The sequence below is a fragment of the Roseateles saccharophilus genome (assembly GCF_004342485.1).
Lineage (GTDB): Bacteria > Pseudomonadota > Gammaproteobacteria > Burkholderiales > Burkholderiaceae_C > Pelomonas > Pelomonas saccharophila.
This window is the reverse complement of record NZ_SMBU01000022.1, coordinates 66,511-90,814: the sequence shown is the minus strand read 5'-3', so window position 1 is coordinate 90,814 and position 24,304 is coordinate 66,511. Positions and strand designations below refer to the sequence as shown.

The following is a 24,304-nucleotide window of genomic DNA, read 5'->3' as shown; positions in this document are numbered from 1 at the left end:
CTGCGTGGCAGCGTCGGTGGCAGCGGCCTGATCTGATTCGCGTCCACATTGAGCCCAGAAACTCGTCAGTGCGAATTGGAGGTCACGGATTCAGGTACTCTGTCAGCGCCCGAGCGTCCATCGTCCCAAGCGCCTCACCGTCGCGAACCGCTGCAGCCGTGCCGAGCGCCATTTCGCCTGATTGCGCCACTGCTGCTGCGACGCATCCGTCAGCGTGAAGAGCGGGGTTCGGGGAGCAATGGAACAGCCAACCGACTTAAGCCCTGGCAAGGGAAAGCCGGAACCCCAGAAATTTCTGCTAGCGCGATAGTCAGGCGGTCGCGTCACCCGCTGTGTGATCGTCGGGGTGGTCAGTCACGTTCCAGCACGTCGATGATCGGGCACGGCCTTGTGCTGCCACCGGCATCGCATTGCTGGATCAGATCGCCCAGCGCTTGGTACATGGCCGTCAGGTCGGCCATCTTCCGCTCGATCAGTCCCTGCTTTCGGGCGGCCAGCGCCCGCGTGTCCGAGCAGGCACACGCCGAGTCCAGCGTCAGCAGCATGCCGACCTCATCCAGCGTGAAGCCCAGCGCCTGCGCCCGCTTGATGAAGCGCACCCGCTTGGCCCCCCCTGCTGGGTAGCGCCGATGGCCGCCCAGTGGCTTGGTCGGTTCATCCAGCAGCCCGCGCCGCTGGTAATAGCGGATCGTCTCGATGTTCACTCCAGCAGCGTCCGCCAGCTTGCCGATGGTCAGGTCTGTGCCCATGCAAATTTCCCTTGATTCCGTACTTGGGTACGGAATTTAGAGTAACACTTGGGCGCACAAGTTCAAGGAATCGGCATGGCATCACTCACCGGCAAAAGCTCATTGGTCGCGGGCATCCTCGCCGCCATCGGCGCATCGGTGTGCTGCGTCGGGCCGCTCGTGCTGCTGGGCCTCGGCATCGGCGGCACCTGGGTCGGCAGCCTGACGGCAATGGAGTTATACCGGCCGTTCTTCATCGGCTTGACGCTGCTGTTTCTCGGCCTGGCCTTCCGCAAGCTCTACCTGGTGCCGCCGGTCTGCATACCCGGCACGCCATGCGCCGACCCGAACACGCGCCGCCGGCAACGGCTCACCTTCTGGATCGTCGCCATCCTGTTGCTCGCCCTGCTGGCCGTGCCGTGGCTGGCCCCGTTGTTCTACTGAAAGGAAATTCCCATGCGCAAACTGCTGATCGCTCTACTGGCCGCCTTGCCGCTCGCGGTACTGGCCGCCACCCCGAAAACCGTCACGCTGGCCGTGCAGAACATGACCTGTTCACTGTGCCCGGTGACGGTCAAGAAGGCGTTGGAAAAAGTGCCCGGCGTCAGCGCCGTTCAGGTCGATTTCGACAAAAAGACGGCCACCGTCACCTATGACGCCGACCAGGCCAAGCCGGAAGCATTGACCAAGGCGACGACGAACGCGGGCTACCCGTCCACCGTGCAGAAGTGACACCACGATGAGTGCTGTCATTCTCGAATCCGTGTTGACGTGTCCGCACTGTGGCCATGCCCAGCAGGAAACCATGCCCACAGATGCCTGCCAGTTTTACTATGAGTGCCCGGCCTGCCATGCGCTGCTGCGCCCGAAACCAGGGGATTGCTGCGTGTTCTGTTCATTCGGTTCGGTGCCGTGTCCGCCTATTCAGCAGCAGGTGGACTGTTGCGAGAGGTAGGAACAGCAGCGGGGCCGGCTTGGCGGCCAGCGCTCTGTTCAAAATCGTGCACAACCTTGGCGATGGCTTCATGCAAGGCGGCGCTCAGTTGGACTTTGCGTTCGTCGGGCGTGACGGTCGTATAGATGCGTGACAAGCGCCGGTCGGAGAACCGCTCAACCCGGCGCCGGTGCTGCGCTTTCTGTGCGTGGGCTGTGTGCGGACCTGCTCGCGGCTGCCGGCGTGCCTGTCGCCGCGGCGCTGGTACGACTGGGCCGTGCAGCAGGCGGTGCTGCTGCTGTTGCTCAGCGGGGTGTCGCTGCACGGCTGCGCGTGCGCCAGCGGCCTGGATCGACACACCGTGCGGCGCTGGCGCGACTGGCTGCACGAGCGTGACCAGGCATTCGCCTTCGTCCTGCGCAGCCGCTGGCCGGAGCTGGGCCGCGTGGCCGACTTCAACGCGTTCTGGCGCAACGTCATCGACGAGCTGACGCTTCAACAGGCCATGAATTGGCTCGATCGCGAGCTGGTCGTCCCGTGATGGGCTGACCCTGAAGCGGTGCGCCACGCCGCGCGCCGGGCCACCCCCACGGCGGACCCCACACACTGTGCCCTCTGGCGGGCAGGCTCGGCTGCGGCTGTCATCGGCACTCCCCAACTCATGGAGTGCATGACGATGAAGGAAGTCGATCCCAAGGCGCTGTTCCGGCTGTCGGTGCTGGGCCCGTTGATCAGCCGCGAGCGGTTGGCGCGCGGCGAGCTGCAGCAGTCGATTCGCGAACTCAGTACCCGCGAGTACGCCATCCCCGGCACACCGCGGGATGCGCTCAGGCCGCGAACGCGGCGCCCAGCTTGCGTCCCAGTTCGAATGCGATGTAGACCGCAGTCTTGGTGTCGATGTCGGCGCGCCCGCCAAGCACATAGAGGTTGGCGGCGCGCAGGTTCGTCTGAACGCGGGCGACGGCTTCCAGCATCTCTTCTCGACCGCGATGCATGGCGATGGTCATGCGCAGCACCTGCACGTGCTTGTCCACCTCCGCCAAGTGGGTCAGAACCTGGCGCTGCCAAGGCTTGGACATGGGCATCGCCTTCAGCATGGCCTGCAGAACCGCGTCCAGGTCGGTGATCAGCCGCGCGATTTCAGGCCCGCGACCGGCGTCTGGAGGTGGTGCGGTCTCTGATGAATCCATCCAGCCAAGTCCTGAGGGAACGACGGCGGCGAGAGCGACTTTATGCGCGGCGACAAGCACCCCATCCGCCTCACGCGGTGCGCCATCTAGCGACAGCGCGACGAGCGTATCGGTTCGACTCACCGGAACCGCATTTCTGCATCCTCCCGGCAGCCCTGGGCAAGCTGATTCGCGTAGCAGCTTAGCCGGGCGCAGCGAATCCAACCATCATCACGGCGCGCTGTGCGCACAAATTTGACTTCCATCAAACTTTTGCGCAAGAAGGCCCGCCACACTGGTGTTTCGCGCGTTCCCAACCTTCCGAACGATGCCACCAACTATCACCGACCGGAAGTGCAGTGCCTGAAGCAAGCAGAGCAAAGAACGCCAGAACATATCGAACCCAAGGGCATACGGTGACCTGCAGTTGCAAGTTCCTGCCCACTTTGCAGGTATGGGAGCCTATCGTCCTGATCAGGCCCTCATGGAATGCGAGCGAAACCGTTGACCTGATCTCGAACACCGAAGACTACCGGGACGAGCCACTTGCCGCGCTGCAAATCGCCGAGGAGCGAGCCGCCAAATGGCTCGAACGCAATTCGCCCCTGGACTCAGGGGCCTGAACGCGCCCCATTGAACAAGTCAGGCAATCGCAACCCTACCGGTGCGCTGCAGACCGCGTATGCATATGTCCCCCGGTTCGAGGTAGAACCCGGCCAGCCGGACGCGTCTCCCGCCGGCGAGTCCGGCGCTGGTCAACGCGCCAAACACTCAGGACCGTCTATGGCGGCAACGGCTTGCTTCTGATCGCAACCGCTGCAGGCCCGCTTGGCAAGCACGCATCTGCGAGGCGCCCCGGTCATGGTCTTCCCCACCCACTCACTCGGCCGAATAGTGGTCCGGATCGATTTTCGACATGGCGGCAATACAGTTGGCGTCACCGCAGTCGGCCATGCACTGCAGGCAGTCGCCGCCGCAGTTGCGAGACCGGACCGGCTCTTCGGGATCGTCGAGCGGCCGCTTGCAGACCTGGCAGCGCAACTTCGGTTGTGAAAGCGGATGGGGCGTTGACGCGCGGTTGACCATGTTCGTCTCCATGTCGAGGGGCGACCGATCCGCCTTCTGACGCCAGAAGCAATCCGCTGTCGCGCCCGGATCCAAACGCCGGCCGTGCCCACGGGTGACCGGCACGCTATCGCCTCGGTGCAAACCCATTTTCCCCTCCTGGCGAGCAGGACCCGGCCGATGGGGTAGGCGGCGCCCGCAGCAACGAACTCAGGCCAGGTGCTGTGAGCGGTGAGAATCCCGCCACAACTGCCCAGCGCGAAGACTCGGCTCGCCATGCCCCCGTCAACCCTCGACACGGAAACCCTATTCCTCCTGCAAGGCATCCTGCATGTACTCGTCCCGTTGACCGTCTGGTCGGTGCTTGCAGGGCGCCATGACACGAAAACCGTGGCACTGTGGTGCCTGAGCGGGCTGTTGAATGGCGCGGGATTCCTGCTGATCAGTCGGCGTGGCACGGTTGCCGACTGGCTCAGCTACCCGGTCGCAACGCTTTTTGTCTATGCGACCTACCTTTTGCGCGCGGGCGTATTGCTGACGGAACTGCAGCGCCCGCCCCGTTGGTGGCTCCTTTTGGCCCTCGCGGTGCTCGCCGCCGCCGGCTTCGAAGGGTGCCGGGCGCTGGGCCGCGACGAGCAAGAGTTCTATGGCGCGGCCGTGCGTGTGGTTGCAGCCCTTTGGCTTGCCGCGCTGGGGTTTGCACTGGCGCGACGCGAGCGCAACCGCAGTGCGCTGCTCCTGGGCGGCGTCTATACGCTGGCCGTCGTCATCTCACTGACGCGCGTCGCCGTCGTGGTCAAGCATTGGGGGTTAGGTCTGCAGCCGACCATCTCGGACTACGCGCTCGTCAACGCCTCGGCACTGCTGGTCGCCCTCTACGCCAATGTAGGCTACGTGGGCCTGGTCCTCGAGCGCTACCGCGCGCGTGAACGAGACCAGATCGTCGGGCTGCACCTGGCTCAGGAGCGGCGCCAGACGGCCGAGCAACATGCGCAGGCGCTGGAGGTCCTGCGCGCAGAGCGCCGTGACACGCTCAATGAGGCCGTGCCTGCGATGATGCATTCGATCGATGCGCAAGGGCGGCTGCTCGCCGTCAGCGACACCTGGTTGTCGAAGCTGGGTTACACGCGTGCCGAGGTGATCAACCAGCCCTCCATCGACTTCCTGACACCGCTTTCGCGGGAGCATGCCCGCCGGGACGTGCTGCCCGATTTCTTCCGCCTTGGGCGCTGCGACAACGTGTCCTACCAGATGGTGTGCAAGCACGGCGGCGTGCTCGACGTGCTGCTGTCGGCGGTGTTGGTTCGCGACGATCAGGGCCAGCCCATGCGATCGCTGGCCGTCATCGAAGACGTGACCGAGAAGCTGGCTCGCGAGGCAGAACTTGCGCGCGAACATGCGCTGCGCGCGCAGGTCGAGCGGCACGCAGAGGAACTGCATGCACTTGTCGAGGAGCGAACCGAGATGCTGCACGTGCTGGCGCACGAGGTTCGCCAGCCTTTGCACAACGCCTCGGCCGCACTTCTCAGCGCGCAGCAGGATTTGCAAGGCCTGGCCCAGGTACCGGCCACTGAGCGGCTGCACAGCGCGCAAATCGTGATCGGCGAGGTCTTGTCTGGCCTGGACAACACGCTGGCCGTGGCCGCGTTGCTGGCCGGCCCAGGGCGCGTTGCCACGCAGGATGCCGACATCGACACCCTGCTCGCCATCACGATCGGCGATATCCCAGCCGCCGTTCGCGCCCGCGTCCGCGTCGAGCGCATGACGTCCACTCGCACCGCAGCCATGGACACCAGTCTCGTGCGGCTGGCACTGCGCAACCTGCTGGACAACGCGCTGAGCTATTCGCCGCCCGAGGCGCCGGTCAGGCTGCGGGTCTCGGACTCCGACCAACCGTTGGCGCTCGTCCTGGAAGTGATCGACGAGGGGCCAGGTATCGAAACTTCATTGCGGGACCGGTTGTTCCAGCGCGGGCAGCGCGGTGCTCAGGGTGTGGGCCAGCCCGGCAGCGGTCTGGGCCTGTACATCGTACGCAGGGTCGCCGAACTGCATGGCGGTCACATCGAGGCCTTGTCTCCTGCCGAGGGCGGGACGCGAATGCGCCTGTGGCTGCCCCAGGGTGTGGACGAGTAACCGACGCTCGGCGGGAACTCGCACCGCCCATCGCTCAGTCGACCGTCAACGGTGCCTGAAAAACGTAGCCGACGCGTGATTTGGATTGCAGCGGCACCAGGGCGGGCGTCGCCCGCTCGATGCGCCGGCGCAAGCGGTAGATCGTCGCGTTGATGCCATCTGAGCCCTCCTCGTTCGGGCCTCGCCCGAGGCGTTGACGCAAGGCTTCGCGGGTGACCACCGTGCCGCTGGCTTGGACGAAGCATTCCAGTACCGCCACGTCCGCCTCGCTCAGATCCACCCGAGCCCCGTCCGGAGCAACGAGTGCCCGTGCCTGCCGATCCAGGCGCCACCGGGCCGCGGAAATTTGCGATTCGGCCACCCGTCGATGCACGGCTTTGATGGCCACCTCGATCTGCTCGAACTGCACCGGCTTGGCCAGGTACATGTCGGCGCCAACGGTGATCACGTTCGTGAATACCTCCATGCCCAGGCGGCCCGATACGACCAGCACGCCAGCCCGGCTGCGCTTGCGCAGGATCTTGATCAGGTCCACGCCGTCGATGCCGGGCAGCATCAGGTCGACGACATAGAAGTCGTAGCCGTGCGACTGCAGGTCCCCCAGCAAATCGTTGCTGTCGGCGAACACCCGCACGGCCACGCCCCGCTCACGCAGGTAGCCGGCCAGCAGTTCGGCGTACTCCCGGTCATCGTCGATCAGCGCAAGCGTCTTGGGCAGCATTCTTTCTCGCAAAGCTCCGTATCGAATGGGCGGCCGCGGTGGATTCCGCGGCGCGGAGTCTGGCACCTCAGCCGACTGCATCGGCGGCGGATGCGGGCACGAAACGGCAAATTTCTCACGACAGTCACTTTGTTGACTGCTCGCGAACTAAATTCGCTCAATATCATTTTTCCATCCGGAGCAGTCATAGATTGATTCAGATCAAGCCTCAGGCAGATGCCGGCAAGAAATGCCCGGCCTCTGCCACGAACCCCACGACGGAGACCCACGCGATGACGGCCACCTTAGAACTTGCCAAGGCTTTGCCCGCCGAAGCCGCCAACACGCTGTTGCCCGCTGCCCTCCGCAAAAGCACGGCACACGCCGGCGAATACCTGAGCTTTCGGATCGGCGACGAAGAGTACGCACTGGGCATCCTGAACGTCCAGGAGATCCGCAGCTACGAGGCACCGACACGGATGGCAGGCGCCCCGGCCTGCATCAAGGGCGTGGTCAACCTGCGTGGCGTGATCGTCCCCATCGTCGATCTGCGCTCGGTGCTCGGCATTGGCGAACCCCGCGACGACGGTTTCACGGTGGTCATCGTGCTCAACGTGCTGCAGCGCGTCATCGGCGTGGTGGTCGATTCGGTCAGCGACGTGGTCGCGTTGCGACCCGAGCAGATCCGCTCCGCGCCCGAGATGAACGGCGCAAGTTCGCACAGCTTCATCAACGGCCTCGCGACGCTTGGCGATGGGAACTCGGGTTCACGCGAACGCATGTTGATCCTGGCCGATATCGAGCAGTTGCTTGGCAGCGCCTCGATCGGCCTGATCGACGGCGAGCCCGCCCTGCATTGAACCGCGCCCTCACGCGGAACACCTCCCCAACGGAACAGCCATCATGCGAAACAACCAACCCGTCACTCAGCGCGAGTACGAATTCCCCGCGGACGCGACGCTGATGTCGACCACGGACACGCAGAGCTACATCAACTATGCCAACGCCGCCTTCATCGCCGTCAGCGGCTTTGATCGCGAAGAGATCAAGGGCCAGCCCCACAACATGGTGCGCCACCCCGACATGCCCACCCAGGCCTTCGCCGACATGTGGTCCACGCTGAAGGCGGGCAAGTCGTGGACGGCGCTGGTGAAGAACCGCCGCAAGAACGGCGACCACTACTGGGTAAGAGCGAACGCGACACCGATCCTGCGCGGTGGCCAGGTCACGGGCTACATGTCGGTGCGCACCAAGCCCAGCCGCGATGAGATCGCCGGCGCAGAGGCGCTGTACCGTGAGTTCCGCGAGAACCGTGCCGGAAACAAGGCTTTCCACCAAGGGCTGATCGTTCGCACCGGCTGGCTGGGTTGGACATCGGCCTTCCTGACGATGCCGGTGCGATGGCGCATCCGTCTGGGCCTGCTCGCCGCCGGTGTCCTGGGCGTCGCGGGGGCTGCGGTTGGCGGCGTCGGCGGCCTGGCACTGGGCGCGTTCGCGGCTGGAGCGACCGTGGTGTCGGGCACCATCTCGGCCTGGCTGGAATCGCAGATCGCTCGCCCGCTGGCGATGGTCGAAAGCCAGGCGCTCAGCGTCGCCGCCGGCCAGCCTGCCGAGAACGTGCATCTGAACCGCGTCGACGAGATCGGCATGATCCTGCGCGCGGTCAACCAATCCGGCCTGAACTTGCGCTCACTGGTCGACGACGTGAGCGAGCAGGTCGGTGGCGTCAGTACCGCCAGCGGCGAGATCGCTCAGGGCAACAACGACCTGAGCGCGCGTACCGAGCAGGCCGCGTCCAGCCTTCAGGAGACGGCATCGTCGATGGAGCAGATGACCTCGACCGTCAAGAACAACGCCGACACCGCACAGCAGGCCTCGCAGCTCGCCGGCAGCGCCAGCGTGGCGGCTGCCAATGGCGGCGAGGTGGTGGGCCAGGTCGTTGACACGATGCAGGCCATCACCACATCGAGCAAGAAGATCGCCGACATCATCGGCGTGATCGACGGCATCGCCTTCCAGACCAACATCCTGGCGCTGAACGCTGCCGTCGAGGCCGCCCGGGCCGGCGAGCAGGGCCGCGGCTTCGCGGTCGTGGCTGGCGAGGTGCGGCTGCTGGCCCAGCGCAGCGCCGAAGCGGCCAAGGAGATCAAATCCCTCATTGGCGACAGCGTCGAGAAGGTCGAGAACGGTGCCAAGCAGGTGGACCATGCCGGGCAAGCGATGCGCGAGATCGTCGACCAAGTGCGTCGTGTCGCGGACCTGATCAACGAGATCAGCAGCTCGACGAATGAACAATCCAGCGGTATCGGCCAGGTCAACATCGCCGTCTCGCAACTCGATCAGATGACGCAGCAGAACGCTGCGTTGGTGGAGCAGTCGGCCGCGGCGGCGGACAGTCTCAAGGGTCAGGCCGGCCGCCTGGTGGAGGCCGTGGGGGTCTTCAGCCGGAGATAAGGGTGAACACGCTGCGGCCGGGTCCTGACCCGGGTCGTCGCCTGCCGCGAGCCGTCGTCAATCGGCGCGTGAGGCCCGGGCAAGCAGGGCCGCCGCATTGCGGCAGAAGATGGCGTAGCGCGACATCAGGCCGTTCCAGCCCTGGCAGATGGCCTCCCGCACCGCCACACCCTCAGGCCCCAGCCGCTCGAACGCGCGGTGCTCGAGCGTCAGGCGAGTGCGGCCTTCGTCGATCTCGATGAAGCAAAGCTCCAACTCGGTGGCGACGTCTCGGAACCGCTTGTTCAGGTACCAGTCAATGATGATATTGACCGGCACCGAGATCGAGGCGACTCGTCCCCATTCGTGCTCGACCCCTTCGCGGTCGCGCTCAAACCACCGCCCGTTCTGCCAAGTCTGGAGCACGATCTCTCCCCAGGGCACTCCTGTAGGGCTGGCCCCGGCCACGGGGCTCCACCAGCGATGGATCTGGAAGGTGAACAGCTCGAACGCCAAGGCCCTGGGCAGTGGCAGCACCAGCGAGCGAAACACTGGCGCGGGCTGGGCCTCGGGCCCTTCATCGTTGGCCACCGATCGTTGCATGGCGCCCCCCTTTTTCTCCCGCCGTATCACGCGACATTCGCTGGCGACCGGTATACCACCCCTCACGGGCAAAAAGCCTGCAAAGCCCATCCGACGGCGGTCGCGAAGTTCAGATCAGGGCGCGATTTCGACGCTTCCCCATCGACCTGCCGTGCTAGGGTTATCACCTACTCTGCGGCGGGCCGAGCCCAAAACCAAAACAGGAAAGACAACCGCACCATGAGCACCCTCAGCGACTCCCCGAAGACGCAAATCCCCAGCCTGCTTCACAAGCTGGGCAAAATGACGGCGATCCGCGACACAGGGCTGCTGGAACAAAGCCTGCTCAAGACCCTCTGCCCGATGCTTGGGTTGTTGGAATCGTCGCTGTACCGTACCGACGATCTCACGGCCGCCGTGCGCGTGCTGCACCACCACCAGTCGCGAGTGGTCGAGTCCGACGGCCTAGCGCGGTCGGTCGAGCGAACGGAGCAGATTTACAACTCTGTCGACGTTCCGACAGAGGTCAAGGAACTGCTTGAGAACGTTCGCTTGCTGGGCAAACCGTGCACCCGCAAACGCACACAAGCGAGTGACCTGCTGATCGCCTACCCGCTGTTTGGTGGCCGAGAGATTTGCGGCTACTTCGTCTTCAACCGCGACCGCGAGGTGACGCTGGCCGAGGACGCGATCATCAAAGGGGTGCTGGAGGTCTTCTCCAACTACTACGATCTGCTGGACGCCAGCCAGCGCGACCGGCTCACGGGCCTACTCAACCGGCAGGCCCTGGAAAACAGTTTCGACCGCATCTGGACGATCCTGTCGCCCACGGACGACGCCGCCGCCGATCCCGACGGCCGCCGGGTGCCTTCGTCTTCGCGCGCCCATTGGGTGGCCGTCATTGATGTCGACCATTTCAAGAACGTCAACGACAGCTTTGGTCATGTCGTCGGCGACGAGGTCCTGCTGCTCGTGTCCCGGGTGATGATGGCCGAGCTGCGCAGTTCGGATCTGCTGTTTCGCTATGGTGGCGAGGAGTTCGTGGCACTGTTTTCAGCGCCGACCGCAGACGATGCGCGTGAAGTCCTGGAACGATTGCGTCGGGCGGTGGAGCGCCACAGCTTTCCGCAGGTCGGACACGTCACGGTCAGTGCCGGGCTGAGCCTTGCCGACCCCAGCGAACTGCCGCAGGAGGTGCTGAGCTGCGCGGACAGGGCGCTCTATCAGGCCAAGAGAACGGGGCGCAATCGCGTTTGCGATTACCAGGCGCTGCTGGCCAGCGGAGAACTCGAGGTTCCAGGATACGGCGGCACGGAACTCTTCTGATGGCCCGTCCCCTTCTGCTGCGTGAAGTGTCGCCATATTGGCTGCGTCACACCTACCGTTCGCTCGGCTTTGAGGACGCTACCCGGCGGAGACGTGACGCCGAGTCCCGCCCCTCATTCCTTGGCCCTAGGCCCGAACATGATGACGGCCAGCCCGGCAGGCACAGCGTCATGCCAAGCCAGTCAGCGGCCATGGGCAACCGGTCCACGGCCCACATCCGCCACAGCATGGCCACGCCGCCGTAGGCGGCCTACACCCGGCCTTGGGGCCGTGGGGTGCAGGGACAGCAGCTGGGCAAAGAGCGCCAGGCTTGCGGCGGCCGGTACCAGCAGCCAAGCGGGCTTGCTCGGCTGTTTCAGACACTGCGAAGATATCGCTTCGACAACCATGCGTCGGCTATGAGCGGCACCGTCCACGAATTCAAGATCGAACACTACGACCAAGCCATCGCGCTCTGGAAGCGAACTCCGGGCATAGGTTTAAGCTCAGCTGATGCTCACGAGTGCATTGCAGGTTCCCTCGGGCGCAATCCGGGCCTGAGCTTTGTGGTCAGGATTGACGGTATCGTTGCAGGCACCATCTTGTGCGGACATGACGGGCGGCGAGGCTTGATCCACCATCTGGTCGTCGATCCTCAGTTTCGGCGAGCCGGCCACGGCCGAATGTTGCTTACTGCGGCGCTGGAGGGACTTCGCGCAGAGGGGATAGACAAGGCGCATCTGCTCGTCTTCCGAAGCAACCTGGATGGGCTGGCTTTCTGGCGCCGGGTCTCGGTCGAACGAGTCGAGCTTGCCCTGTTCTCCATCTCCATGAAGTGACGCTGCACGGACCCACGGTAGCGCGAGGTACTCATGTGTCCACGCATTACTCGTGGACACAAGCATCCAGGGCCGGTCATGCGACTTCAACGTGACTTGGGCGGACGCCTACGGTGGGTCGCCTGCGGCACCAGAATGCCGTTCGCGGAATTGAAGACCGAGACGTAGACGAAATCGCCGAAGCTCGGGTCGCCGACGGTCGGCGCGCGCGCCGGCGTGAGCAGCCCGTGCGTGTGCAGATTGGTCGGGTTCAGGTAGAGGTTGGCTTCGCCGGGGTCGTTTTCATGGCGCAGCTTGTTCGGGTCCAGCTTGGGCAGCCGGTTCACATACCGGACCTTCAACGTGTCGCCGGGATTGAGCGCCAGCCGCAACCCGCCATACGGCGCGACCGTACCGCTGTCAGCCGGGCAGCCGAGCCCGCTCGACGGCCGCTGGCAGACTTGGAACACCACAGCCTGTGGGATGCAGGGCGGTCGCACGCCCGGGCGGGACGAGGGAGATGCCGGGCGCTGGCGCGGGCATCGCCACCATCATGTGTCGAGCACGCCGTTCTGGCTGGCGAACACGGGGGGCTCGGCCAGATCGTCCGCGCGGCATGGGCCGCTCATCGATGCCGCGAGCAGCATCGACAGCCCTGTGGCACACCCGCCAAGCCTCGCGCGACTGAAGTCCATATTGCCCGCCATGCTTCGCCGCCCCCCGAACCGCCGGCCAGAGCCGCCGGACGGCAGCAGCCGCGCTCGATTTGCTCACCGCGTACCGACCGCAACGACAGGCAGCACCCCTGGTTCCTGGGTGCCCGAATCACCAAGAGTGAGGAGAAAGTGAGGCGCGCCAAGCCGCCTCGGGAGCCGCCTGGCGGACAGGTGGTTGCTCAATCGTCGCCGTGCGTGTTTTCCAGCTCCACCGGCATGTTGCGGGCGTCCGCCCCCCTCGAAGAGCAGCGGCTTGCGGGCTGGCTGTCCGCTTTGACGCCGAATTTACGGTTGTCTCTGCGACAGATGATTTCGCGATGCCGGCATTGCCTCAGGCTCAAACGGGATTGGACCGCCGCCGGAACGCGACTGACGGACGGACTCAAGAAGGTACAGCGCTCGGGGCGCGAGGCACGTTTACAGCTCAAAACTCGCAGGGGAGTTGACGATGAACACAGCCACAAGTTCGCGGTCGGATCGGCGCAAGGCCGTTCCAAATCGGCGTTGCAAGGGGACAAATCCTCGCCTGTTGGTCGAGACCTTGGAGCCACGCATCCTGATGTCGGGGACCGGACTAGGTGGTGTGGCTGCCAGCGTGAGTCCGCAGCTGACACCGGTGGCCGTTGCGCTGCTCACGACACCCACCCCTACCATCTCATGGGTCGGCAGCAGTAACGGATTCTGGGACGACGCCTCGAACTGGCGAGACAGCAGCGGCATCGCGCGCACGCCCACAGCCAGCGACAACGTCCTGATCGATGTCGCTGGTGCGGCACCGATCATCACAATGCGCAATAACCAGGCCGTGAACAGCCTGGTCTCGCGCGATGCCCTGTCCATCACGAGCGGCACGCTTACGCTGGCCACAGCCTCAGAGATCGACGGGACGCTGGGCGTGACCAACGCCAACTTGGCGATTGGCGGCATGCTGGCGACAAAGGGCAGTTCGAATTTCAACAACGCCATCCTCACGGGCAGCGGCAGCCTGCTCAACACCGGCACCCTCAGCTTCACGGGCAGTGACTACACCGCCTCGACGATCGACAACAGCGGCACGCTCAACGGTAAGGGCGGTTCCCTGCAGCTCGACTATTTCGGGACCGGCTCACTCAACAACACGGGGCTGGTGGACCTGCAGGGCGATGCCTCCATCACCAGTCAGGCCTGGGGCGACAGCTTCACGAACAGCGGCACCTTCCGCAAGTCGGGCGGCATCGGCACCTCGTCGGTGACCAGCACCTTCATCAACAACGGCGGCACCGTCGATGCCGAGTCAGGCACCCTGACGGTTGGCGGCGTCGGTTACGCCGGCACCAGCGCGTTTGCCGGCGGGATGTTCACGGCCGGTGCTGGCGCGGTTCTGTCGTTCAACGGCCGCACCACTTTGACCGGCACCTTCACGGGTGGCGGCGCCGGGCAGGTCCGTTTCCTGGCAAGCAATGACACCTATGGTTGGTGGACCGCAGGCAACGGTGGCGCGACGTTCAATTTTTCAAGCCCGGCCGTTCAGTTGTCAGGCAAGTTCAATGCCAACGGCACGACGTTCAGCAACACGGGCTACTTGAGTCTGTCGCCTTCGAGTGGCGCGGCGACCTTATTTGGCGACTGGACCAACAGCGGCACGATCGCGCAACTCGGCAATACGGCGCTCGACTACGCGGCCACGGTCAACAACACGGCCACGGGCGTGTGGGACCTGCAGGGCGACTACAACCTGTATCCCGGCGGCGCGGCCAACAGCACGGCGGCGAGCTTCACCAATCAGGGCACGCTGCGCAAGTCCGTCGGCACGGGCTCCTCCACCGTGGTCGGCGGTGCCTTCAGCAACGCTGGCGGCACGATTGACGTACGCACGGGCACACTGGCCTTGGGCAGCAACGGCGGCCAAAGCACGAGTGGCAACTTCCAGGTCGCGACGGGCGCGAAGCTCGACCTGACCAACAGCGCCGACACCTCGGGCAACGTGGTGGTTTCCTATGGTGGCTTGTACACCGGTGGTGGAGGGGGGACGGTGCAGTTGGCGGGCAACGTGCTGGCCTCAAGCGGCACGGGCGCAACGTTCAACCTTCCGGCCGGCATGTTCCAGTGGACCGGCGGTGGCATCGCTGGCGGTGCCGTGGGCGTACGCAACCTGGGCACGATTGACATCAGCGGGTCCGCCACAAAGACCCTCGGCGGCACCTTGCGCAACGACGGCACCATCAACCTGAAGGCCGGCGGCCTGCAGTTCGATGACCTGGGCGTGGGCACTCTCGACAACCACAGCCTTGTCGACATTCAAGGTGATTTCGCATTCACCCATCGCTATGCCGATGCTCCAGCCATGGACAACAGCGGCACGCTGCGAAAGTCCGGAGGCGGCACGGTGTCGCTCGGCCCAGTCACGCTCAACAACCAGGGCGGCACCGTCGACGTGCAAGCTGGCATTCTGCGAATCAATGGTGGGACGCAAAACGGCGGCACCTTCAATGCCGCCAGCGGTACGGAGCTCCAACTGGCGGGCACGCACACGCTTGCCGGCGCGTTCTCAGGCTCTGGCGCTGGCGCCGTGCGCCTCGACGGCGACCTGTACACCGTGTCTCCCACTGGGGCCTCGTTTAACTTCCAGCCTGGCTTGCTGCGCTGGAACAGCGGTCACATCGACGGCGGCAGTGCCGGATTGCTCAACATTGGCAGCTTCAGCCGTGCCGACGACGATCCGACGGCCAGCACGACCCTGCCCATCCTCGCAGGCCTCGTGAACAACGCGGGCAACTTCACGGTGAACGGCTACAGCTTCGGGATGTACGCCGGCAGCGTGTTCACCAACCGTGCCGGTGCGCAGTTCGACCTGCAGCAGGGGAATGAACTCATCACCATCAACACCGAAGGGGGCGGTAGTGGCGCCGGGCCGCTATTCATCAATCAGGGAACGCTGCGCAAGTCGGCCGCCGGCACCTCCATATTCGCCTTGACCGGATTCGACACCAGTGGCGGGACCGTCGATGTCGAAACCGGCACGCTGACCTTCGATCGCGGCACCGTGACCGGCGGCAGCCTCAAGGTCGCGGCAGGCGCCATCCTGGACCTTGCCGACAGTTCGGACACCTCGGGCAACGTCGGCGTGACCTACAGCGGTCATTTCACCGGCAGCGGTACAGGGACGGTCGCGCTCGCCGGCAACGTACTGTTTGCAGGTAGTGCGGGCGCAAGCTTCAATCTGCCGGACGGCATGTTCCAGTGGAGCGGCGGCGTCATCAACGGCGGCACCGCTGGTTTTGACAACCAGGGCAGCTTGAGCCTCGTCGGCAGCAGCACCAAGGCCATCGGGGGCCTGATCATCAACGATGGCACGGTGCACCAGCAGTCGGGCAATGTGCAGCTGGACTACACCAGCGGCAGCACCACCTTGGGCGGTACATTGCAAAACAACGGGCTGTGGGACCTGCAGAGCGACGGGGGCTTCACCCGGCAATACCTCGTCGGCGGCGTGGCGGTGAACAACGCCGGCACGCTCCGCAAGTCCGGCGGCACCGGTGTGGCTGGCAGTGGCTATGGCACCCCGTTCAACAACATGGGGACCGTCGAGGTGCGCTCGGGCACGCTCAACCTGCTTGACGCCGCAGTGGCTCAAATCAGCGGCACGACCCTGACCGGAGGGCAATGGATCGTCGGGACCAATTCGTCGCTGAAATTGCCCGGGGCGATCGCATCCAACCAGGGCAACGTCACGCTGGACGGTGCCGGATCGTCCTTCGATGCCCTCAACCCGCTGAGCACCAATGCCGGCAGCCTGAACGTCTTGAGGGGGCGCAACTTCGCCACGGCGGGCAACCTGACGAACACAGGAACCCTGACCCTTGACGCGGGCAGTGCATTGAATGTCGCGGGGACCTACACCCAGGGCAGTGCTGCAACGCTCGCGACCCAGATTGGGGGCAACCCGGCGAGCGGGCAATTCGGCCGCCTGGTGAGCGGCGGCAATGCCACGCTCGACGGCAACTTCAAGTCGACGCTAGTGAACGGATTCGGTCCGACCGGCGGTGACAGCTTCCAGGTGATGCAATTTCCCTCGCATACCGGCAGCTTCGCCTCCGTCACTTTGCCGACCAGCGCTGGCGGGACCCTGTTCAGCTCCACGCTGTCGAACACCGGCTTCACCTTGAACGCACAGGCCAGCGCAGCGGACCTCGCCGTGGGCACCATCACCCTGCCAAGCGGCACGCTCGCTCCCGGACAGCAGGCGAGCCTCGATATCACCGTCAACAACATCGGCGGGCTGCCGGCCAGCGGCGGCTGGACAGACTCGGTCTACCTGTCCACCGACGCCGCCCTCGACCCGGGCGACATCCTGCTCGCGCGCGTTCAGCACAGCACAGACGTGGCCGCGGGTGCAAGCTACCACGACGTCGTGAATGCCGCGCTGCCCGGGGTTCCCGATGGGGCCTACCACGTGATCGTCGTCGCAGACAGCCGCGGCCAGGTCAACGATCCGAACCGCGTCAACAACACCGGCGTGTCCACCGGAACTCTCGTGACCCGCATCCCTGCGTTGCAGATCGGCCAGACCGCCACCGGCCAACTGGGCGATGGCCAAGACACTTGGTACCACCTTGTCGTACCACCTGGCGCGAACCTGGACATCTCGGCCACCGCCGGGCCGGCCGGCGCGCAGGTCTATTTGCGCTACGGCACACTGCCCAGCCGCAGCGACTACGACCAGACCACGAGCACCACCGCCGCAGACGCCAAATTGCGCTTGAGCAATGCGCAGGGCGGCGACTACTACGTGTTGCTGCACGGCCTGCCCAACGGTGGCGCGGCACAGACCTACACCCTGAGCGCGAAATCAGCGAGTTTTGCCGTGACCGACTTCGGGCCAGAGCACGAAGTCACGCCCACGCCGAACCGCTATATCCTGCTGCAGGGTAGCCAGTTCACGCAGCAGACAAGGGTGAGCCTGGTCGCGAGCGACGGCACGATCTACTACCCCGGCTCGGTGAACTTTGTCGACTCGACACGCGTCGAGGCCACCTTCGATTTGAGCGCCGTGCCCCTGGGCAGCTACACGGTGCGCGCCACGGACGGCGCTCAGGTCGCGAACGCCTCGTCCACGCTTGACATTGTCAGCGTGCCGATCGGCAACTTCGCCAGCAGCACCATCCTGACCCCGTCCGTGGTGCACGTCGGCGCACCGATCCCGATGACGGTCACCGTGCACGGCGTCAACGGCTTGGCCGTACCGGTGCCCTTCCTGCAGGTCGACTCGACCAATGTCTCCTCGGACAAGCACCTGGACCTGGTCGACCCAAAGTTGCCGGAACTGCTCGGCCCCGGCGGCAGCATGGACTTCGGGCACCTCTTCTTCCCGTCACCCAAGGCCGCTCACGTCGTGAGCGACTTCAATCTGTCCCAGGTCAACCTGTTGAAGACCATCGACTGGGACGCTCAAAAAGACCAGATGCGACCCAAGGGCATCACGCCCGAAGCCTGGGATGCCATCTGGGCCAATCTGCGCCCGCTGCTCGGCAATATCGTTGGCGACTTCTACCGGCAGCTCGAGATCGACGCGGCGGCACTTGCTGCCAATGGTGTTCAAGTGAACAACATTGGAGACCTCTTGGGCTTCGAGATCATGAAGGCCAACGCCCAGATGGCGCCGCCGGTCAAGCCATCGAGCCTGGATCTGTCATTGCCGTCGCCAGGCCTGGCGCTCAACTTCGGCCGCAGCTTCTTGGGAGATTCGATTGCGGGCCGTTACACCCTCGGGCGGCTCGGTCGCGGTTGGGTCGACAGCTTCGACTTCTTTGCAAGCACCGATGCCGCCACCCAGGTGGTCACGATCCGTGACGGCGCGGCGACACGCTACTTTGCCCCAGGTTCGAACGGCTCGTTCGTTGGCAAGCCTGGCGACAGCGGCACCCTGACGCTGGTGAACGGCGCCTATCAACTGCGCGAGAAGACCGGGGCTCTCACCGTTTTCCACGCCGACGGCACGCTCGATTACTTGCAGGACCCGAATCACAACCGCATCACGGCCAGCTACACCAACGGCCAGATGACCCGCCTGACGCACACCGACGGCGACACGATCACGCTTGCGTATAACGCCCAGGGCCGTCTGGCCCAAGTGGCCGATTCGGCGGGGCGAACCGCCGTCTACGGCTACGACGCCAGCGGCCAGGAACTGCTCAGCGTGACCACCGCCGAAGGCACGACGCAGTACTCCTACACCGCCGACACATCCGGGCCCCAGGCCTATGCGCTGACGTCAATCGCGAACCCGGACGGCACGCATGTCTTCTACGACTACGACACCCAGGGCCGGCTGAAGACAACGCAGCTTGACGGCGGCGCTCAAGCCCTTGCCTACACCTATGACGCGGCCAGCATGCGCATCACCGATGCGCAAAACAATTCCGCGACCCTGAAGTTCGATGGCGCCGGGCGAGTCATCCGCACCGATGGCGCCCAGGGCCAGATCTCCCAGACACAGTACAACGTCATCGGACAGGTGGCTGCAAAGGCCGCCTTGGGTGGAGGCGTCGCGACCTTCGGCTATGACGCCATGGGCAATGCCACTCAATTGACGGACCCGACCGGGGCCAGCCTGAACCTGACTTACAACCCCACGGCCAACGGGCTCGCTCAGTTCACGGACGCGAGAGGCAACGGCTTTAACAATGCCTTCGACGCCAACGGCAACGCGACGCGGACGACGATGGCCGATGGCAGCACGGCCAGTTATGCCTACGACGCCATGGGCAATCTGGTCCAGTCCGTCGACCGCAACGGCCTGGTCACCCGCACGAGCTACAACAGCCGAGGTCAGGTCACCCAGATCGTGGCAGCCGACGGCTCGACCACCACCTACACCTATGACGCCCACGCCAACCTGGCGACGGCCACGAACGCGAGCGGCACCATCGCGATGAGCTATGACGGTGCCGACCGCATGACGCGTATCGCCTACCCGGACGGCCGCTTCCTGCAGTACAGCTACAACACCAAAGGCCAGCGCACGCAGATGGTCGACAACGCCGGCTTCACCACCAACTACGGCTACGACGCCGTTGGCAGGCTGGTCGCCGTCACCGATGCAGCAGGGCAATTGATCGCCCGCTACAGCTACGACACCCTCGGTCACCTGGTCCGCAAGGACGAGGGCAACGGCAACCACACCGCCTACAGCTACGACGCCAGCGGACAGCTCACACGGATCGACAACATCGCGGCCGACGGCAGCGTCAACTCGAGCTACGCCTACAGCTACGACCTGCTGGGTCGACGCACCAGCCTCACCACCACTGAAGGCACCACCAGCTATGGCTATGACGGCGACAGCCGTCTAACTTCGGTGACATTGCCTGACGGTCGAGTCATTGCCTATAGCTACGACGCAGCCGGCAACCGCGTTCAGGTGAACGATGCGGGCAGCGTCTCTTCCTACACGACCAACAATCTGAACGAGTACACCAGCGCCGCCGGCGCGGCCAATACCTTCGACTCGGCGGGCAACCTGGTCGCTTCGACGGGCCCGTCGGGAACCAGCGCCTACACCTACGACGCGTTGGGACGCCTGCTCACTGTGACCAATGCCGGCGGCACCTGGACTTACGAGTACGACGCCCTTGGCAACCGCTCGGCCAGCGTGCACAACGGTCAGCGCACCGAGTATCTGGTCGACCCGAGTGGCCTCGGCAACGTCGTCGGCACCTATGACGGCAGCGGCGCGCTGACCGCGCACTACACCTACGGGCTCGGGCTGACGAGTCAGGTGGCCGCGGGCAATCAAGCCAGCTATTACGACTTCGATGCCAACGGCTCGACGGTGGGTCTGAGCAGCGCGGCCGGTTCGTATGTCAACAGCTACAGCTATTTGCCGTTCGGCGAATTGCGCTCGGCGACACAGGGTGTGGCGAATCCCTTCCAGTTCGGCGGCGCCATGGGTGTCCAGGCCGACGGCAGCGGGCTGAGCTTCATGCGGGCGCGCTATTACGACTCGAATCAGGGACGTTTCATGCAGGCGGACCCGCTCGGGCTGGTCGGCAGCACGAACGCCTACAGCTACGGCTCGAACAATCCTGTGAACCGCGTGGATCCGTCGGGTCTGGCTTCGACGAACTATCAATTCGGCTTTGGCGCTGGTGGCGCCTTTACCGTGGGGGTTGTGGTGAACGACAACGGCAGCGCCTACCTACAAGTTGGGTTCGGCGTGGGCGTCGGAGGCGGCTACAGCGTCACCGAATCACCAGCAGATGCGTCGGACAACTCGCTTGGCTATAGCCTTAGCTTTGGCGGAGGGTATGCAACTGGCGGTTACGACTATGACCCCGCTAGCGGCGCTATCACGCCTAACGTTGGGTTGGGTGGGGCAGAGCTTGGCGTTTCGTACACGGTCAATACGACCTTCCTCCTCTGGTCTGCGACCAAGCCGACCGCGCCGACCGCGCCGTCGATCGCAGGACCATTTGCGCCTGAACTGCTCGACGACCAAGGTCAGCTAACAGCTTGCATAGGCTCGCAGGAGGACCTAGCCCTGGAGCAGTTTGACGCCGCTTGCAGTGCCATGCCCAAGCTTGCCGCGGATCCGGTCGGTACCGTGCACACGGAGCAGAGGAGCCCGTCAGATCCCAATTTCATCTCGGGCCCCGCAGGCTTTGGCACAGCGCAGTTCGTGCGCAACGACGCGCTGCTGCCGTACGAGATCGGCTTCGAGAACAAGCCCAGCGCCAGCGCCCCGGCCCAGCAGGTCGTGATCACGCAGCAGCTCGACCCCAATCTGGATCTCTCGACCTTCCAGCTCGGCGGCTTCGGCTTTGGCAGCGTCAACGTGGACGTGCCCACGGGGCGGCAGTTCTACAGCACCCGGCTGGACGAGCGCAGCACGCTGGGTCTCTTCGTTGACGCCACCGCATCGCTGGACACGTCTTCGCGCACGGTGACCTGGACGCTGACCGCCATCGTCCCCGGGACGCTGGACCTGCCGGCGGACGCGAGCATCGGATTCCTGCCACCGGATGACGCGACCGGTCGCGGCGAGGGCTATGCCAGCTACTACGTCCAGCCCAAGGCAGGCCTGGCATCTGGCGCCGTCGTCAACGCCCAGGCCAGCATCGTCTTCGACACCAATGCCCCGGTGGCGACCAATGTGTTCACCAACGCGCTGGACGCCGACGCACCGACAAGCCGCGTCTCGGCACTTCCGGCGACGACGAACACGGCCAGCTTCAACCTGGCGTGGTCCGGTGGCGACGGCGCCGGCTCGGGCATCGCGAGTTACGACATCTATGTGTCGACCGATGGTGGCGCGTTTGTGCCGTTGCTACAGGCCACGACGCAAACGTCCACGGTTTTCAACGGCAGCGATGGCCATCGCTACGGCTTCTACAGCGTGGCCACCGACAATGTCGGGCGTCAGGAAGCGCCCAAGACCGCGGCCGATGCCAGCACGGTCGTGCCGCTGCAGCCCCCGGTCATCGCCGGCCTGCCCGGCCCTGTCGCCTTCACCGAAGGCGGCCCGCCCGTGCTGGCAGCACCGGCGCTCGTGGTCACCGATGCCGACAGCGCCCAGCTCGTGTCGGCGACCGTGGCCATCGCCTCGGGCGTACAGGCCGGAGACTCGCTTTCCGCAACGACCGCGGGCACGGCCATCACGGCGAGCTATGACCCCAAGGCTGGCGTGCTCACACTGTCAGGCGCCGCCACTGTCGCGGCCTACCAGACCGTTCTCGACTCCGTCGCATTCGCGTCGAGCAGCCAGAACCCGACAGCCTACGGCACCGACATCAGCCGAGGGCTGAACTGGCAGGTCAGCGCCGGCACCTTGTCGTCCAGCGTCGTCGCAAGCACTATCAACGTCGTCGGCGTGGATCAGGCCCCCGTGATTTCCGGCGCGGGCAATGCCGTCACGTTCACCCAAGGTGGCGCTGCCGTCGCTGTCGGCCCCGCCATCACGCTGTCGGACGTCGACAACCTGGCGCTCAGCTCGGCCAGGGTCAGCATCAGCGCCGGACTCCTGCCGGGCGACTTGCTGGCTGCGAACACGGCTGGCACGACCATCGCCGCCAGCTACGACGCCACGGCCGGCGTGCTCACGCTCGCCGGCAGCGACACCGTCGCCCACTACCAGCAGGTGCTTGACACGGTCTCGTTCCAATCGACGAGTGCCAACCCCAGCAATTCCGGCAGCGATACCAGCCGCCAGGTCGCCTGGCAGGTCAGCGACGGCACGCTGGTGTCCGCCGCTGCCGGCGCCACGAGCCTGGTGCGCATCCAGCCAACGTTGCTGCAGGTGACCGCACTCACGCCGACCGCGGACGGCTTCCACGTCGCCTTCAGCGAGCCGATTGCGACCTCGGCCCTGAACCTCTACGACGGTCAGGGTGCTTCCTTCGGCGCAGCCGACCTCGGTCTGTTTGATGCCACTGGCAAGCGGATTGCCGGCAGCCTGGTGGTCGACGCCGACCGGTTCGGACTGACCTTCGTCAAGACCGGCTCAGTGCTGGCACCAGGAAGCTATACGGTCACGCTGGACAGCCGCAGTGACGCCTTCACCGACACGCAGGGGCGACTGCTCGACGGCAACGGCGACGGTATCGCCGGTGGCAACTATGTCGGCAGCTTCAACGTGGCGTCTTCGAGTACGGCAACCCTGTCGGTTGGGGAGATTGCGCGCGGACCGGGGCAATCGCTGGCGATCCCGGCCGTGAATTACGGCTTCCCGGTGGTCCTCGATGGCGCTGCCGGCGCGACGCGCGTGGCCTTCACGCTGCAGTACGACCCGTCGTTGCTGCAGGTCTCAGGCCTGAGCGCGGGTGCGCTGCCGGCCGGCAGTTCGGTGCAGACGGACACCTCGACGCCCGGCCTGATGCGCGTCACCATCCAGGCCGGTGCACCTCTGCCGACCGGCCGCATCGTGCTTGGCAGGCTCGACGCCACCGTGCCGATGACGGCGCCATATCGCACCGATGGGCTGCTGCACCTCACGAACCTGCAACTCGATGGCGGTGCCCGAGCGATGATCGGTGCCGACGGGGTGCTGGCCGTGGGCTATATCGGCGACGCCTCCGGCGACATGGCCTACAGCAAACTGGACTTCACGCTGATGAATCGCGTGCTCCTCAATCAGGACAGCGGTTTCGGGGCCTGGCCACTCGTTGATCCGACGGTCATCGGCGACATTGATCGCAATGGCGTATTGCAATCGGCCGATGCCATGAAGCTGGCGTTGCAGATCGCGGGGATACCGCAAAAAGACATCCCGCAAATCCCGACAGCCAGCAGCGCGACGCCATCGGCGAACCCAGCCACGGGCGCCAGCGCCGTGGCCCTCGGTGGGCCGTCCGTGCCCGCGGCAGTGACAGTGCAGGCAACGCCGATCTCGCCAACCGCCTCCCACGCGGTCGACCGCTCTGCGACCACACTTCGGCACGCGGCCGTACCGTTGTCGACGTCTTTTAGCCATCAATCGGCAGCCACACTCTTGGCGCAGAGAACGGCCTCAGTGGTGCGGCCGGCCGAGCCTGCGGCGCCCACCTCTGCGTCACCTGCATCAGCCGCAACACCGCAGATCGTCCTGGATGTCCGTAGCGTCGACTTCCATGTCGAGCGCCGTGTTCCGCAGCCATGGATCGCCGCCTGGCTCATGCCGCCCCCCGACGACGATCCGGAGCCTGTCAAGCCCTGGGCTCTGGTGGTCCGCCGCCAAGCACCGCTGCCCGTCCACTGATTCCAGTCATC

16 protein-coding genes and 2 pseudogenes are annotated in these 24,304 nt (G+C 65.1%); 11 read left to right on the top strand and 7 right to left on the bottom strand.

Translation table 11 applies throughout. The annotated features are described in order from the left end of the window. Positions 1-350: 350 nt before the first annotated feature. Positions 351-749 (bottom strand): Hg(II)-responsive transcriptional regulator, encoded by a 399-nt coding sequence (merR, locus tag EV671_RS17250; protein ID WP_132573976.1) that lies wholly within the window; start codon positions 747-749, stop codon positions 351-353. Between the two features lie 75 nt (positions 750-824). Here merR and EV671_RS17245 point away from each other — a divergent pair, with 75 nt between their 5' ends. From EV671_RS17245 to EV671_RS17225, 4 genes are all read left to right on the top strand, one after another. Next, positions 825-1,172: a mercuric transporter MerT family protein gene (locus tag EV671_RS17245; protein WP_462938175.1), complete on the top strand. Its 348-nt coding sequence runs from the start codon at positions 825-827 to the stop codon at positions 1,170-1,172. Positions 1,173-1,184: 12 nt separating this feature from the next. Continuing rightward, positions 1,185-1,460 (top strand): mercury resistance system periplasmic binding protein MerP, encoded by a 276-nt coding sequence (gene merP / locus EV671_RS17240; RefSeq protein ID WP_132573974.1) that lies wholly within the window; start codon positions 1,185-1,187, stop codon positions 1,458-1,460. 7 nt (positions 1,461-1,467) lie between these two features. Further along, positions 1,468-1,683, top strand: a complete 216-nt coding sequence (locus EV671_RS27495) for a GDCCVxC domain-containing (seleno)protein (protein WP_132573972.1) — start codon at positions 1,468-1,470, stop codon at positions 1,681-1,683. A gap of 169 nt (positions 1,684-1,852) precedes the next feature. After that, positions 1,853-2,203, top strand: a complete 351-nt coding sequence (locus EV671_RS17225) for a hypothetical protein (RefSeq protein WP_165917623.1) — start codon at positions 1,853-1,855, stop codon at positions 2,201-2,203. A gap of 286 nt (positions 2,204-2,489) precedes the next feature. Here the strand turns inward: EV671_RS17225 and EV671_RS26815 are convergent, their stop codons facing one another. After that, positions 2,490-2,975, bottom strand: a complete 486-nt coding sequence (locus EV671_RS26815) for a hypothetical protein (protein ID WP_165917622.1) — start codon at positions 2,973-2,975, stop codon at positions 2,490-2,492. Positions 2,976-3,710: 735 nt separating this feature from the next. Continuing rightward, complete coding sequence (locus EV671_RS17215; RefSeq protein ID WP_132573967.1) at positions 3,711-4,046, bottom strand: hypothetical protein; 336 nt, start codon at positions 4,044-4,046, stop codon at positions 3,711-3,713. A gap of 126 nt (positions 4,047-4,172) precedes the next feature. Here EV671_RS17215 and EV671_RS17210 point away from each other — a divergent pair, with 126 nt between their 5' ends. Then, the gene (locus EV671_RS17210) at positions 4,173-6,029 is read left to right on the top strand and encodes a sensor histidine kinase (RefSeq protein WP_132573965.1); all 1,857 of its coding nucleotides are present in this window, start codon (positions 4,173-4,175) and stop codon (positions 6,027-6,029) included. A 34-nt stretch (positions 6,030-6,063) separates the two neighbouring features. On the opposite strand, the gene EV671_RS17205 is transcribed toward EV671_RS17210, so the two are convergent. Then, positions 6,064-6,750 (bottom strand): response regulator transcription factor, encoded by a 687-nt coding sequence (locus EV671_RS17205; RefSeq protein ID WP_132573963.1) that lies wholly within the window; start codon positions 6,748-6,750, stop codon positions 6,064-6,066. Positions 6,751-6,941: 191 nt separating this feature from the next. On the opposite strand from EV671_RS17205, the gene EV671_RS17200 reads away from it, so the two are divergent. Both EV671_RS17200 and EV671_RS17195 read left to right on the top strand, forming a co-directional pair. Next, positions 6,942-7,589 (top strand): chemotaxis protein CheW, encoded by a 648-nt coding sequence (locus EV671_RS17200; protein ID WP_243655780.1) that lies wholly within the window; start codon positions 6,942-6,944, stop codon positions 7,587-7,589. A gap of 43 nt (positions 7,590-7,632) precedes the next feature. Then, complete coding sequence (locus EV671_RS17195) at positions 7,633-9,183, top strand: methyl-accepting chemotaxis protein (protein WP_132573961.1); 1,551 nt, start codon at positions 7,633-7,635, stop codon at positions 9,181-9,183. 57 nt (positions 9,184-9,240) lie between these two features. On the opposite strand, the gene EV671_RS17190 is transcribed toward EV671_RS17195, so the two are convergent. Beyond that, on the bottom strand, positions 9,241-9,765 hold the full coding sequence (locus EV671_RS17190) for an SRPBCC family protein (protein ID WP_132573959.1): 525 nt from the start codon (positions 9,763-9,765) through the stop codon (positions 9,241-9,243). A gap of 219 nt (positions 9,766-9,984) precedes the next feature. Between EV671_RS17190 and EV671_RS17185 the strand changes: the two genes are divergently transcribed. Then, positions 9,985-11,070, top strand: a complete 1,086-nt coding sequence (locus EV671_RS17185; protein WP_132573957.1) for a GGDEF domain-containing protein — start codon at positions 9,985-9,987, stop codon at positions 11,068-11,070. Between the two features lie 113 nt (positions 11,071-11,183). Here EV671_RS17185 and EV671_RS27490 read toward each other — a convergent pair. After that, positions 11,184-11,405 (bottom strand): annotated as a pseudogene (locus EV671_RS27490) (YnfA family protein); the annotation flags it as partial. Positions 11,406-11,468: 63 nt separating this feature from the next. On the opposite strand from EV671_RS27490, the gene EV671_RS17175 reads away from it, so the two are divergent. Beyond that, positions 11,469-11,888: a GNAT family N-acetyltransferase gene (locus EV671_RS17175; RefSeq protein WP_132573955.1), complete on the top strand. Its 420-nt coding sequence runs from the start codon at positions 11,469-11,471 to the stop codon at positions 11,886-11,888. An 86-nt stretch (positions 11,889-11,974) separates the two neighbouring features. Here the strand turns inward: EV671_RS17175 and EV671_RS17170 are convergent, their stop codons facing one another. Continuing rightward, entirely contained in the window at positions 11,975-12,337 is a 363-nt protein-coding gene (locus tag EV671_RS17170; RefSeq protein ID WP_207911187.1) for a cupredoxin domain-containing protein, read from the bottom strand. Between the two features lie 694 nt (positions 12,338-13,031). Here EV671_RS17170 and EV671_RS27985 point away from each other — a divergent pair. Both EV671_RS27985 and EV671_RS17165 read left to right on the top strand, forming a co-directional pair. Then, positions 13,032-13,172 (top strand): annotated as a pseudogene (locus EV671_RS27985) (LEPR-XLL domain-containing protein); the annotation flags it as partial. 6 nt (positions 13,173-13,178) lie between these two features. After that, positions 13,179-24,293, top strand: coding sequence for an RHS repeat-associated core domain-containing protein (locus tag EV671_RS17165; RefSeq protein WP_243655779.1), 11,115 nt, complete (start codon positions 13,179-13,181; stop codon positions 24,291-24,293). Positions 24,294-24,304: the final 11 nt, after the last annotated feature.